This is a genomic window from Ruegeria sp. CG4 (assembly GCF_056537185.1).
Map to the genome: position 1 here is coordinate 62,467 of NZ_JBQFRB010000003.1, position 13,643 is coordinate 76,109.

At 59.5% G+C, this 13,643-nt stretch carries 8 protein-coding genes; 3 read left to right on the plus strand and 5 right to left on the minus strand.

The window, feature by feature from the left end:
• Window positions 1-28 precede the first annotated feature (28 nt).
• Genes ACR0J2_RS09700 through ACR0J2_RS09710 form a run of 3 tightly spaced genes read left to right on the plus strand, consistent with a single transcriptional unit; the run spans window position 29 to window position 6,092 of the window.
• Entirely contained in the window at window positions 29-2,395 is a 2,367-nt protein-coding gene (locus ACR0J2_RS09700; protein WP_480812431.1) for a GcvT family protein, read from the plus strand.
• Complete coding sequence (locus ACR0J2_RS09705; protein ID WP_480812432.1) at window positions 2,392-4,770, plus strand: GcvT family protein; 2,379 nt, start codon at window positions 2,392-2,394, stop codon at window positions 4,768-4,770. The genes ACR0J2_RS09700 and ACR0J2_RS09705 overlap by 4 nt, the downstream gene beginning before the upstream one ends.
• The gene (locus ACR0J2_RS09710; RefSeq protein ID WP_480812433.1) at window positions 4,767-6,092 is read left to right on the plus strand and encodes an aspartate aminotransferase family protein; all 1,326 of its coding nucleotides are present in this window, start codon (window positions 4,767-4,769) and stop codon (window positions 6,090-6,092) included. The genes ACR0J2_RS09705 and ACR0J2_RS09710 overlap by 4 nt, the downstream gene beginning before the upstream one ends.
• A 228-nt stretch (window positions 6,093-6,320) precedes the next feature.
• Here ACR0J2_RS09710 and ACR0J2_RS09715 read toward each other — a convergent pair whose 3' ends face one another.
• The 5 genes from ACR0J2_RS09715 to ACR0J2_RS09735 form a co-directional block, all read right to left on the minus strand.
• Window positions 6,321-8,000 (minus strand): Na/Pi cotransporter family protein, encoded by a 1,680-nt coding sequence (locus ACR0J2_RS09715; RefSeq protein ID WP_480812434.1) that lies wholly within the window; start codon window positions 7,998-8,000, stop codon window positions 6,321-6,323.
• 195 nt (window positions 8,001-8,195) lie between these two features.
• Window positions 8,196-9,548: a (R)-1-hydroxy-2-aminoethylphosphonate ammonia-lyase gene (pbfA, locus tag ACR0J2_RS09720; RefSeq protein ID WP_480812435.1), complete on the minus strand. Its 1,353-nt coding sequence runs from the start codon at window positions 9,546-9,548 to the stop codon at window positions 8,196-8,198.
• A 106-nt stretch (window positions 9,549-9,654) separates the two neighbouring features.
• Entirely contained in the window at window positions 9,655-11,118 is a 1,464-nt protein-coding gene (phnY, locus tag ACR0J2_RS09725; RefSeq protein WP_480812436.1) for a phosphonoacetaldehyde dehydrogenase, read from the minus strand.
• 3 nt (window positions 11,119-11,121) lie between these two features.
• Window positions 11,122-12,366, minus strand: coding sequence for a phosphonoacetate hydrolase (gene phnA, locus ACR0J2_RS09730; protein ID WP_480812437.1), 1,245 nt, complete (start codon window positions 12,364-12,366; stop codon window positions 11,122-11,124).
• Between the two features lie 20 nt (window positions 12,367-12,386).
• Window positions 12,387-13,580: a 2-aminoethylphosphonate--pyruvate transaminase gene (locus tag ACR0J2_RS09735; RefSeq protein ID WP_480812438.1), complete on the minus strand. Its 1,194-nt coding sequence runs from the start codon at window positions 13,578-13,580 to the stop codon at window positions 12,387-12,389.
• Between the last annotated feature and the right edge of the window lie 63 nt (window positions 13,581-13,643).

Below are 13,643 nucleotides of genomic sequence, written 5' to 3' on the forward strand. Positions count from 1 at the left end.
TGCCTTTGTCGCGTCAATGGAGGGCAGCATGACCCGTATCCTGATCATCGGGGGCGGCGCGATTGGTCTCAGCCTGGCCTACCATCTGGCCAAGCGCGGTGCTGAAGATGTCACCGTCCTGGAGCGAAACCAGCTGACCTCGGGCACGTCGTGGCACGCGGCCGGGATCGTTGGTCCCTTGCGGGCAACTCCAAACATGACGCGGTTGGCGATGGCCGCACTCGAGGTATTTCCAGCCCTTGAGGCCGAAACCGGAATGTCGACCGGCTACCGCCAGACCTCAGGCTACTGGCTGGCACGCAATCCCGCTCGTCTGGACGAGTTGGACCGGATTGCGGATCTGGGTCAGACGCTGGGATTGAGCCCGCGCATGGTCTCGGCCTCGGACGTACCCCTGACGCAGCTTGATCTGAGCAGTCACGTCGGCGCCCTGTTTGTGCCTGAAGATGCCAATGTGAACCCGGTCGATTTGTGCATGGCTTATGCCAAAGGTGCGCGCGACAGTGGTGTAAAGATCCATGAGCACACCGGTGTTCAGGCCCTCCGCAAGTCAGGCACTCGCATCATTGGCGTAACCTTGACCGATGGAACCGAACTGGACGCAGATCAGGTAGTCATTGCCACCGGTGCCTGGTCACGCGAGTTGGCGGCCAGCGTGGGCGTGGCGCTGCCGTTACAGGCGGTCGAACACATGTATGTGGTCACTGAACCCATGAACGGACTGCCAAACCCATTTCCGGTGATCAGGGATCTGGACTGGGGCATCTACATCAAGGGCGACGCGAGCAAGCTGGTGATCGGCGGCTTTGAACCCAACGCCAAATGCTGGGACGCCTATGGCCCCGAAGGCGACCGCCCATTCCTTGAGATGACCGAAGATTGGGACCAGTTCACCCCCTTCATGGAGGCCGCGTTGGAGCTGTGCCCCAGCCTTGAAACCGTGGGCATCCAGCATTTCATGAATGGCCCCGAAAGCTTTACGGCGGACACCCGGCCACTTGTAGGTGAGACCTCGGTTGATGGCCTGTTTGTGGCCGCTGGCATGAATTCGGTCGGGGTGATGTCTTCGGCAGGAATTGGACGGGCACTGGCGGATTGGGTGATCGACGGCCACCCCTCCATGGATATGTGGGAGGTCGATGTGGCCCGGGTCGACCCCGCTACGGCGACTGCCGGGCACATGGCACAACGCATGGAAGAGGCTGTCGCGGATCTCTTTGCCTTGCACTGGCCGTATAAGCAGCCCCAAGCTGGGCGGGGTTTGCGGACCACCCCCTTGCACGACCGCTGGGCCGGGGCAGGAGCACATTTCGGGCTGACAGCAGGTTGGGAACGCGGGCTCTATTACGGCCCGGCACAGGATTATTCCATAGCCGATCAGGGGTGGTGGCCTCTGGCCGAGGCGGAAGCGGCTGTCATGAGTCATGGCACCGCCCTGATCGAGTTGAGCCCGTTTACCAAACTGGAAATCACCGGCCCGGAGGCTCTGGTGGCGCTGAATCGCCTGACCACCGCGCAGATGGACGTTCCTGTCGGTCGGGCTGTCTACACCCAGATACTCAACGCGCGCGGCGGCATCGAGATGGACGTGACCATCACGCGGCTGCGCGAGGATACGTTTCACCTGACCTCGGGCGCGGCCACACGCAGACGCGACCTGACGTTTCTGCGCCGCCACCTTAAGGGCGACGTCATGGTTCAGGACTTGACCGAGGCGCTCTGCACCATCGGTGTGATGGGGGCAGGCAGCCGGTCTGTTCTGCAAAGCCTGGGAGACCTTCCCGAGATACCCTTTGGCCACGCCGCCACCGCCGAATTGGCGGGCACTTCATGCCGTGCGACCCGCGTCAGTTTTGTCGGAGAGCTGGGCTGGGAACTGACAGTGTCCAATGCGCAGGCCCCCAAGCTGTTCGATGCGTTGCGAAACGCAGGCGCAACCCCATTGGGTCACTACGCCGTGGATGCATGCCGATTGGAAAAGGGTTTCAAACATTGGGGGCATGAGCTTGGCCCCGAGATCACTCCGCTTGAAGCCGGTCTGGGGTTCACCATCGATTGGTCCAAGGAGTTTGTGGGTAAAGCGGTGTTGGAACAGCAAAAACACCAGGGGCTGCATCGACGTCTTGTCCTGCTGCAGGTTCAGGGCGCGGCCCTGCTGCTGCATGACGAACCGGTGTTCGAGGACGGCACCTATGTCGGGTTGACAACTTCGGGTGGACGCGGGCTACGAACGGGGCTGAACCTGTGTTTTGCCATGGTATCGGTCCGGCCGGGCGAGACATTGGACGAGACATGCGGCCGAATTTTCACAATTCGGGTCGCAGGGCAGGACTATCCCGCGCAGCCCCTGCGCCGCCCGCCCTTTGATCCCTCAGGCGAAAGGATGCGCGCATGATCAAGGCGCAGGTAACGATCATCGGCGGTGGGGCCATGGGGGTCTCGCTGATGTATCATCTGGTCAAGGCGGGTTGGTCCGACGTTTTGCTGGTCGAGAAGAACGACCTGACCCATGGGTCGACCTGGCATGCGGCCGGGCTTTGCACCCATTTCGCGCACAATCCCACGATTCAGGAACTGCGTGCAACTTCTGTCCGGCTTTACCGGGATATTTTACCGCAGGAAACCGGGCGCGATTGTGGGTTTCATCGCTCGGGTGCGATGCGGATCACGCGCAACCCCGACCGGATGGACGAGTTTCGCCACGTGGCCGGCCTGTCCGAGTTCACCGGCTATCCGCTGGAGGTGCTGACACCGGAACGGGTCGCCGAATTGTTCCCACTGGCAAAACTGGATGGGTTGATCGGCGGGATTTATGAACCCGATGACGGCCACGTAGACCCAACGCTTGCAACCCACGCGATGGCCGAAGTCGCCCGGCGTGGCGGCGCCCGGATCCTGCGCAATTGCGCGGTCATCGCGGTTAAGCGCCAGCAGGATCATTGGTGGATCGAAACCGAGAAAGAGACGATCGAGACTGTCCACGTGGTCAACGCCGCAGGCACTTGGGGCTGGGAGGTTGGCCGCATGATGGGGCTCAACATCCCCTCGGTTCCTGTGCTGCACCAATATCTGGTGACAGACACGGTCGACGCCGTGTCGTCCCGGATAAAGGAGGGCTTGCCCGAGTTGCCGATCATTCGAGACCCCGAGGAAAGCTGGTACGTCAGACAGGAACGCGATGGGTTGATCCTTGGGCCGTATGAAAAGGACGCCAAGGTTTGGTCAGTCGACGGTATACCGCCGGATTTCGGCGCGGACCTGATGCCGCCGGATCTGGACAGTGTCGAACACATCATCATGGCCGCTATGGACCGTATTCCGGCGCTGGAAACGGGTGGCGTGAAATCGGTGATCAACGGCCCCATTACATTCACACCGGACGCCAACCCCCTGATCGGGCCTGCGCATGGCTTGGAGAATGCCTGGCTGCTTACCGGCTCGTCCATGGGCGTGATGGAGGGCGGCGGCGCAGGCTGGTTCCTCGCCCACTGGATGACCCATGGCGCGCCGCCAATGGATGCGCTGGCAGTGGACAGCCGACGCTTTGGCGTCTGGGCGGATCGTGACTATCGCGTGGCCAAGGCCATCGAATGTTTCGGTCTGCAATTCGGTGTGCACTACCCTCACGAGGAACGCCCCGCCGGGCGCGGCCTGCGCCTGTCTCCGCTGCACGACCTGATGGTTCAGCGCGGCGCGGTAATGGGGGCGGCCTATGGGTGGGAGCGTCCGAACTGGTTTTCGGACATGCCCGGGGCTGTGGCCGACGAAACCTTCCGCCGCGCCAATTGGTTCGAACATGTGGCGCGAGAGGTCGACGCCGCGCATAACCGCGTTGCGATGGCAGACTTGTCGGTTTTCTCGAAATTCGATGTCACCGGCCCGGATGTTGTCCCGTTTCTGGAGGCGCTGGGCGCAAACCGCGCACCCGCGCCGGGGCGCATTGGCCTGACCCACGCGGTGACGCCGACAGGTGGTGTATTGTCGGAGTTCACCATCACGCGCCTGACCGAAGACCATGCCTACCTTACCAGTGCCGCGGCGGCCGAGCAGATCGATTTTGATCTGCTGACACATGTCGCCGAAGGTTTTGACGTCATGGTTCGAAACGTCTCCGAGGATCTGGCGGTCATCGGTGTCATGGGACCCAAGTCTACTGACGCTCTACCCGAATTGGTCGATATGCCCTGGCTGACCGCGCGCGAGACCCACGTGGCGGGCATCCCCCTGCGCGCCCTGCGTGTGTCCTATCTGGGCGAATGCGGTTGGGAGTTGCATGTCGCCAATAAGCACGCGGCAAGGCTCTTCGTATTGCTTGAGGAAACTGCGAAACCTCTTGGCCTTGGCTTCTACGGGGCCTATGCCGCAAATTCCATGCGTCTCGAAAAGGGTTATCGTGGCTGGGGCAGTGACCTGACGACCGAGCGCAGCCCTCTTGAGGCTGGGCTGACCCCTTTTGTCCGCAACGACCTGCGCACCAAGCTGGCCCGCGACGACGCGTGGGACATGGTGCTGCTGGATGTCGAAGCCGGTCAGGTCGATCCGTTCTACGCGCACACGATATGGAAAGACGGGGTGCCGGTAGGGATCGCCACCTCGGGGGCCTATGGTCATCGCACCGGCAAGGTTCTTGCCTTGGCCTACCTGCGTGACCCGACCGCGCGCGAGGGGCTGACCATCTCGATCCTGGGTCAGCACCGTGCCGCGACCATCCTGCCGGAAGCCTCCTTTGACCCCAATAACCATCGACTGAAAACCGGAGGTTCCAAATGACTGACCACCCCCTTCACACCGACTGGGACTTCTCGAATACCGCCGCGCGACGGGACCGGTACTATGCCGCTTCGCTGACGCGGTTCACGCCCTTCCGCGAGCCCATTGTGTTCAAAAAAGGCCAGGGCCAATACCTGTGGGACACGGACGGGCGGAAATATACGGACTTGTTGGGGATGAATGTCTGTATCTCGGTCGGGCACTCGCACCCACGCGTGGTGGCAGCAGCAAGCGCGCAGGCGCAGGAACTGACCCACTGCACGACAATGTTCTACCACCCGACACCCGCACATCTGGCCGAGGAACTGGCCGCGACCATGCCCAAGGGCCATGACTGGGTGGTGCATCTGACCAACTCCGGGTCCGAGGCGATTGATCTGGCGATGACCATGGCGCGCACCTATACCGGCAATCTGGACCTGCTGGCGTTGCGCACCGCTTATCACGGCCCCACTGCCGCAGCGCAGTCGATCACAGGTATTGCCGGGTGGCGCCACCCGGGCATGCCCGGCAACGTGGCCTTCGTTCCCGAACCCAACCAGTATCGCGGCATCTTCGGGCCAGGTACCCAGCCGTATCTGGAAGAGATCGACCGCACCATCGCCACAGCGACATCCGGTCAGGTGGCGGGCATCTTTGTGGAAAGCGTGCAGGGCTATGGCGGCATCATCGAAATGCCGCCGGGCTATATGTCCGGCGCAGCAGATCGCGTGCGCGCGGCAGGGGGGCTTTACATTGCCGATGAAGTTCAGTCAGGCTTTGGCCGCACCGGCGAAAACTTCTGGGGGTTCGAGGCAGACGGCGTTGTCCCCGACATCATTGTCATGGCCAAGGGCCTTGGAAACGGCTTTCCGATCGGAGCGGTTGTGGCCAAAAAACAAGTTGCGGCGCCGATGGCCGAAAGGTTCATGTTCCACACTTACGGCGCCAACCCGACCTCGGCCGCCGCAGCCCGTGCCGTTCTGGCCGTTATGCGAGACGAAGGGCTTCAGGAAAACGCCCGTATTGTGGGCGCGGCGCTGTTGGAAAGGCTTAATGACCTGAAAGACAAGTACAAGGCCATCGGTGATGTTCGCGGCAAGGGACTTATGCTGGCGCTGGAATTCGTGAAAGACCGGGACAGCAAAACGCCTGACAAGGAGATGACAACAGAGGTCTTCGAAGCCTGCCGCGCGCAGGGGATCATTCTGTCAAAGTCCGGTCCTTTCCAGCAATGCCTACGGATGGTGCCGCCACTTTGTTTGTCCTTGGAAGATGTGGACCAGGTGGCAAACAGCCTCGACCAGGCGCTCGAAATGGCTGAGGGTACTGCCCATGGATAAAGGATAGCCCTGTGAAACCGCTGAAAGCGGTGGTTTGACGAAGGCCCCTTTTTGAGGGGCCCGACATTGTCGATTGGCTAGATGGAGTTCGAGCCTAGGATGTTGATTGGTTCAGACAAGCTCTGAACGACAAGGATACACATCAGTATCCGGGGTCGGAACCAGCGCAAGGCCACCATCAGATTTGGGAAGCGCCGCTATCAACACAGCAAACGAGTTGAGACGATCTCACGGACCGCTTGGCTCGTCGGCAATTTCCTTGATCAATCGCGTCTCCAACAATTGCCCATAGCGGTACAGGACCGGGTAGGCGACCGAGGCGATGTGACTGTTGAACTCTCGAAACGCACGCAATGTCTCCAGATGCATATCGCTGGTTTCGAAGCTTTCCGTAGTCCCATGTTGCAATCGGCGCAGGTGTCGCTTGCGGCTGTCACGTTCCACCCGTTTTATTTCGGTTTTTTCAAGGCTCAGCAGCCGCGCGCTTTCCAGATCGTCTGAAATAAGCACATTCGAAGCCAGTTTCATGTTCGACAGAATGCTCTCGTGCATGTGGACGAGTTCCGACCAGCCCTCTTGCGAGAAACTTGAACCCTTGGTGCGCATTTCGCCCGCCAAAACAGTCAGGCGCTTGGCAACAACATCCCCGGCCGTTTCAAGCCGAATGGCGAACTCCATCAGATCGCGCGCGGTTTTGGCATCCTGTTCTTCGTATAATTCGGTCGGTATCGCTGCAACAAAGGTTCGAATACCCGAGAGGCACCGGTTCACGTCCTCGTCAATCGCCTGAACAGACCGGATTTGTTCCTTATCACCGTGTCGGTACAGCTCCAGCACCGGGCGGAACATGGTTTCGAGAAGATCGCTCATCCGCAGAAGTTCCCGCTTCAGGCTCGGCAGCGCTTGGTTGGGGTTTGAAACGCATCTGATGTCCAACGCACTGACCGGTCTTGCGGGTTGCGGCTTCTGTTCTTTTTGGGGGTCTGGCAAAAGCGTTTCGAACAGTGTCTGCAAGCGCCCGCAAAATGGAAGCGCCAGAACCAGCAGTGACAGGTTGAATGCAAGATGCACATTGACGAGCATCTGTCCCCCCTGCGGTTCTCCCAAGAGCCCGGTTCGCAGGGCCAGGTTCGCCACAAACAGGGTCACCAAAGCCCAACTGCCCCGTAGCGCCAGGTTTGCGTAGGGGATGCGTCGTGCCGTCACAGGCATTCCCCGGGTCAGCCAGACCGGAATGAAGGCCGAGCCAAAATTCGCGCCAAGAACCAATGACATACCGGCGGCAAAAGGGATTGCGCCGATCTGTACAAGCGTCACGCACATAAGGATGGCCGCGACCGACGAGTGCATGACAAAAGCCAGGGCACCCCCGACAAGGAAGGCCGTGATGTAATCGCGCGCCAGATAATCGGCGACGGCGGGCAGAAATGCACTGTCCCGGATGGGGTCCATCGCCTCGCGTAGGAACCTCAGCGAGATCAGGATAAATGCCACGCCCATCAGAATGCGCCCAAGCTGCCGTGCTTTCTTGGCTTCGGTCTTGACGAACAGATAGCCGCCAATTGCCAGTAACAGCGGCACAAGCCAGTCCAACCGAAAGGACAGGATCTGAATGATCAACGCCGAGCCCAGATCGCCACCCAGTACAATCGCCAGACCGGCTGGAAAGCTCAGCATCCCACTGGCGGCAAACCCGGACGTCAGCAAAGCCACGGCGGCCGAGCTTTGCAACACGACCGCCATCATCAGCCCAACCACCGAGGCATGCAGGTAGCTGCGCTGTTGCGTCATCACCCGTTGGAACGACGCGCCGTAACTGCGTTCGATTCCAGTGCGCACCATGCGTACTGCGTAAAGCAGAAGCATGGTTGCCCCGGCCAAACTGATCAGGAAGGTGACAATTGCCATGCTTCACTCCGGCTTCAAAACAGGTATTTGCACCGCAGTTTGTGTGCGATCCGCTGCAGATGGCTTTTGAGTCGTAGGCGACGGCAAACAAGGACGGGAAATCCGGTCTATTTTGCAGCATCTTATTGGGTTGCGCCAAGTGTGCCCGTTACCGAGCCAATTGGGCGATCTTGCCCGCCGCCATGGCCCGTCGGCTCAGTTTGCCTCTGTGATTGCGGCAGCAACGATGTCGATGGCACGATCCAGTTCAGTTTGCGAAATCGTCAGCGGCGGCGACAGGGTCAGAACGCAACCCTGGCTGATCTTATAGCTCAACCCCGATTCTAGACAGGCATAGTAGATCTGTTCCGCGCGCGCATTTCCGGGCGTCTTGCTGGAACGGTCCTCGACAATCTCGATACCGAACATAAGGCCGCGGCCCCGGATGTCACCGACGATGGGAACATTCTGAAGGGCGTCGACCAGGCGCCCCATCGCGTAGTCGCCCAACTCAGCCGCGCGCTGGACCAAGCCCTCGTCTTCTATGATTTGAAGTGTCGTCAAAGCGGCCCGAGAGGTTACGGGGTTCTTTTCGTGCGTGTAATGCCCAATGGCAAAGTCCCCGCAAACATCCAGTTTTTTCCGGGCGATGCAGGCGGCGATTGGCAGGATACCCCCGCCCAGTGATTTGCCGATGGTGACAATGTCGGGGATGATTTCATCATGCTGGAACGAGAACATCTGCCCGGTCTTGCCCAGCCCGGTCGGAATTTCATCCAGGATCAGCAATGCGCCGTGCCGGTCGCAAATTTCGCGCACCCGCTTCCAGAAACCTGGCGGCGGCACGATGGGTACGGCACGCATCGCCTCGGCCACGACGGCGCAGATGTCGCCTTCGCGTTCCAGCACATAGTCGATCATGTTGGCGCAGGCTTCGGCGCTGGCTTCAAGCGTTGCGTGTCCATAGGGGCATCGGGTGGGGTGGAAGGGTGCTACATGCTCGGTTCCCGGCAAAAGCGGCCCGGCGATGTGGCTGCGGAAAGTGGCCTCGCCACCAACGCTTGCCGCGCCAAAGCCCGCTCCATGGAAGGCGTCCCAGAAGCTCAGAGTCTTGAAACGGCCCGTCGCGGCGCGGGCGATCTTGAGCGCGACTTCATTGGCGTCCGAACCGCCGGTGGTGAACAGTACCTTGCCCAGATCGCCCGGGGTGATGGCCACCAGCTTTTCGGCCAGTTCCACCGCCGGGTCATTGGTGAAACGGCGTGGGGCAAAGGGCAGGTCGTCCAGCTGATCCTTGATCGCCTGCACCAGAAGGGGATGGCCATAGCCAATGTGATGTACCGAATTGCCATGGAAATCCATGTAGCGGCGGCCGTCGAGATCCTCGATCCAGATACCTTCGGCTTTGGCAATCGTGCTGACGCAGGGGCTGGACAGGGACTGATGCAGGAACACATCCGAGTCGCGTTTCAGCAGCGGCGACGACTTGGGCCCGATGGACTTCTTCAGCCAGGCTTTGCGGGCTTCCGAGGTATTCGATTCCCCTTCTGTATGGACAATCTGTGGCATATCCGTTTCTCACTGTCGTTTTGGAAAAGGGGCGGGCCCCGAAGGGTCCGCCAGTTCCGGGGAGAAATTTCCTGGACCCCTCCTGTTTGCAGAAGGGGCAGGGACGTCAGCCAGGCCAGGGCAGCGAATAAGTCTTCACGTTGGTAAAGAACTTCATCGCTTCGATAACGCCTTCCTTCACGCCGTTTCCGCTGTCCTTGATACCGCCGAAGGGCGACATTTCGATCCGGTAACCCGGCTGTTCCCAGATGTTGCATGTGCCCACGTTCAGCCCGTTTATATAGGCTATGGCGCGGTTCAGATCGTTGGTGCATACGCCTGAGGACAGGCCGAACTCGGTCGAGTTCGAGATTGCCATCACCTCTTCGTCGTTGTCGGGCACACGCACAATGGGGACGATCGGGCCAAAGGTTTCCTCCATCACCAGTTCGCTGTCATGGGGCACCTTGTCGACCACGATCGGCGGCAGAAGCGCGCCCTGACGGCCCGGATGATAGAGGATTTCCGCGCCTTCTTTCTCGGCCTGATAAACGCGGTTTTCAAAGACTTCCGCCGCCTTGTCGTGGATCACGCAGCCCAGTTCGGTTTCAGGATCCTGCGGATCGCCGAATTTGATCTTTTTGGCCTTTTCCAGAACCAGCGGCACAAACTTATCCGCGACGCTCTCTTGTACAAGAATGCGCTTGACCGCCGTACAGCGCTGGCCGGAATTGCCGGTGGCACCTGCAACAGCAATCGTGGCAGCCTTGTCCAGATCAGCATCGCTGAGGTCGTTGAGGACGATTAGAGGATCATTGCCGCCAAGTTCCAGAGCCTGACGTTTGTAGACGCCCTTTTCGGCAATCATCTTGCCCACAGGCACGCCGCCGGTGAAGGTGATGATGTCGATATGCTCGTTGGTGATCATCTCGTCACCGATGTCAGCGGGCCAGCCGGTGACAACCTGGAACATCTCGGGCGGCAAGCCCGCCTCGTACAGAATATCCGCCAGGGTCAATGCGGTCAGCGGGGTCAATTCCGTCGGTTTGCAGACCATGCAGTTGTTGGTGGCAATCGACGGCGCGATCTTGTGGCTGACCATGTTAAGCGGGTGGTTGAACGGTGTGATCGCGCTGATCGCCTTTACCGGCTCGCGCATGGTGAAGATTTTGCGGGCCTTGCCGTTATGGGTCAGATCGCACGAGAAAATCTCGCCATCATCCTTCAATGCCTCGGCGGCAGCGAACTGATAGACATCCTGCGCGCGCTTGGTTTCGTAGATCGCGTGCTGGTGGCAGATGCCCAGTTCAAGCGTCAGCCACTTGGCCAGATATTCGCGCTTTTCTCCGATCAGCTCACCCGCGCGCTGCAGGATCTGGCTGCGTTCATATCGGGTGAGCTTTGGTTTGTAGTTTGCCGCAATCTCGAAAGCCTTGCGCGCATGTTCGGCGGTTCCGGCCGGAACGTACCCTACAACTTCGTTGGTATAGGGGTAGTGCACCGGAACGGTTTCTTCAGTGAAGACAATTTCACCGCCGATCCGCATTCCTTCGTTTCGTATTTCGATGTTCGACATGGTCTGATCTTTCATGACTTACTGTGCCGCTGCTGTGGTTGCGTAAAAGAAGGCGTCGAAATTACGCAAAACCGGTTGGTTGGGCAGGTCGATGACGCGGTTCACGATGAACGGAACTTCTTGCTCGGTCAAACCGCCATGGCTGCGCAGGGGTTCCTTCAGGGCCGCCAGATCGTGACGGTGCTCGGACGTGCCAATGCAGATGTTCTCGCCCGAGACCATCACGATGTCGCCAATCCGGTCGCCCGGCAACTCGAACTGCTCGATGGCTTCGGCCTTGGTCAGCACGTGGGTTATACCCTCGGTCGCTTTGAGTTTTGCTATGATGTCATCCTGATCCGCGCCTTCGGGCAAATAGGCGGTCGCGAAAGACCCCAATGCGCCGTGATGCACGACATAAGGATCGGTAATCGGCAGGATGACCCGCGCGGCGTCCTTGCCCAGCCATTCGTCCATCAGATCCTGCGCATAGACAACGGCGGGCGAGCCATCAGGCAAGTGCTTTGGCTTCATGCCGTGGTCGGCGGTCACCACGATGGCGGCACCCAACGCGTCCAGTTCGCCCAGATAGCGATCGAACATCGCGTAGAAATCCAGCGCGCCTTGCTGTTCGGGTGCAAACTTATGCTGAATATAGTCAGTGGTCGACAGATACATTACGTCGGGCTTGAACTCTTTCAACAGCTTGACGCCGGCAGCAAAGACAAACTCGGACAGTTCGGCCGAGTAAACCTCGGGGACGTCCATGCCCAACCATTTGCTGGCATTGTCGATGCCGTGCTCAGCCATGGTCGTCTCGCCCGAACGTTCCGAGGAAAAGGCGACTGCACGGCCTTCGTCGAACTTCAGCCCCGCACCAAGAAGCGCACGCAGTTTGTCCTTGGCGGTGACCATGGCGACGCGGAACCCGGCATCGTAGAATTGCGAGAAGATCGTCGGCGCGCGCAGGAAACGCACGTCATTCATCATGACTTCTTCGCCGCTGTCCGGGTCAATCAAGTAGTTGCCACAGATGCCATGCACGATGGGCGGGCGTCCGGTGGCGATCGACAGGTTATTGGGGTTGGTGAAGGACGGGATCACGGAATGGGCCAGCCGGTCAGTGCCTTCTTCGCGCATCCGCTTGAGGTTGGGCATCAGGCCCTTGGCAATTGCAACCTCCAGATATTCAGGCTCGCACCCATCCAGGCAGATGGCGACTGCGGGGACCTTGGGCGTTGGATAGACGCGTTCGTTTGCTACAACGGGGGTTTGGATGGTCATCTTGTCACGTTCCTTGATAGTTAGGCAGCCAGTTTGGCGCGTTCTTGCAGTGCCCGGAGGGGAGGTGCCGCGTTGGTCACGCCCATCTCCTCCAATGATTCCTTTGCGGCGGTCACGACCATTCGCATGACGTGTTCGTCCATTTGGCCGATGCATCCGACGCGGAAGCTGTCGACCACCGTCAGTTTGCCCGGGTAGATGATGAAGCCCTTGGATTTCATCAGGTTATAGAACTGATCAAACACGAAGTTTTCGTCCGCGGGACAGAAAAAGGTGACGATAATTGGGCTGAGCCAGCGATTGTCCAGCAACGTTTCAAAGCCCAGCTCTCGCATTCCGGCGACCATGACATCGCGATTACGGGTGTAACGCCCGCCACGGCCGGGTACGCCCCCTTCGGCGGCGTGTGCCCTGAGTGCCTCGATAAAAGCGGCAACCACATGTGTTGGCGGTGTGAACCGCCACTGGCCGGTCTTGTTCATGTGCGCCCACTGCGCGTGCACATCCAGAGACAAGGAATGGCTGTTGCCCTTCGCGGCTTCAAGCTCGGATTTGCGGGCGACGATGAAGCCGAAACCGGGCACGCCTTCGATACATTTGTTGGCCGACGACACCATCGCCTCGTAGCGGATTTCGGTGGGTTTGAGTTCCACCGCGCCAAACGCCGACATCGAGTCGATCAGAAGTTTGCGCCCGGCGGCATAGGTGACTTCGGATATCTCCTCGACCGGATTCAGAATTCCCGAGCTGGTTTCGCAGTGAATAGCGACCACATGGGTGATGTCGGGATCCTCGGCAAGAATGCGGGCAACTTCCTCGCCCCTGGGCGGCAGGTAATCCCCTTTGTCCAGAACGACATGATCGCGGCCCAGATATTCCAGGGTCTGCGCAGATCGTTGCCCGTAGGCGCCATTTGCAAGAACCAGCGCCTTGCCATTGGGTGGAATAAACGACGCAAGCATCGCCTCGACCGAGAACGAACCGCTGCCCTGCATGGGGACGCAATCGTAGTCGTCAGCCCCTTCGCCAAGCAACGCCAGAAGGCTAGACCGCACTTCGCGTGTCATGGCGCGAAAGTCGTCATCCCAACTGCCCCAATCTTTCAACATGGCTTCTTTTACAGCATAGGACGTTGTCAAAGGACCGGGTGTCAGAAGATATGGTTCACCGAGGCGAGGAGGTTCGATTTTTGCGTTGGAAGGCGTCATATCCATGCTCCAGAAAAGCGTTTTCAAGAACACAATTGCAGCAACGGTTGCTATATGTGAAATTGCAAT

Bases quoted from the DNA above. Each gene is read 5' to 3' on its own strand.
- phnY (WP_480812436.1), bottom strand. From the start codon at position 11,118: ATGAAAGATCAGACCATGTCGAACATCGAAATACGAAACGAAGGAATG.
- ACR0J2_RS09735 (WP_480812438.1), bottom strand. From the start codon at position 13,580: ATGGATATGACGCCTTCCAACGCAAAAATCGAACCTCCTCGCCTCGGT.
- pbfA (WP_480812435.1), bottom strand. From the start codon at position 9,548: ATGCCACAGATTGTCCATACAGAAGGGGAATCGAATACCTCGGAAGCC.
- ACR0J2_RS09715 (WP_480812434.1), bottom strand. From the start codon at position 8,000: ATGGCAATTGTCACCTTCCTGATCAGTTTGGCCGGGGCAACCATGCTT.
- ACR0J2_RS09705 (WP_480812432.1), top strand. From the start codon at position 2,392: ATGATCAAGGCGCAGGTAACGATCATCGGCGGTGGGGCCATGGGGGTC.
- ACR0J2_RS09700 (WP_480812431.1), top strand. From the start codon at position 29: ATGACCCGTATCCTGATCATCGGGGGCGGCGCGATTGGTCTCAGCCTG.
- ACR0J2_RS09710 (WP_480812433.1), top strand. From the start codon at position 4,767: ATGACTGACCACCCCCTTCACACCGACTGGGACTTCTCGAATACCGCC.
- phnA (WP_480812437.1), bottom strand. From the start codon at position 12,366: ATGACCATCCAAACCCCCGTTGTAGCAAACGAACGCGTCTATCCAACG.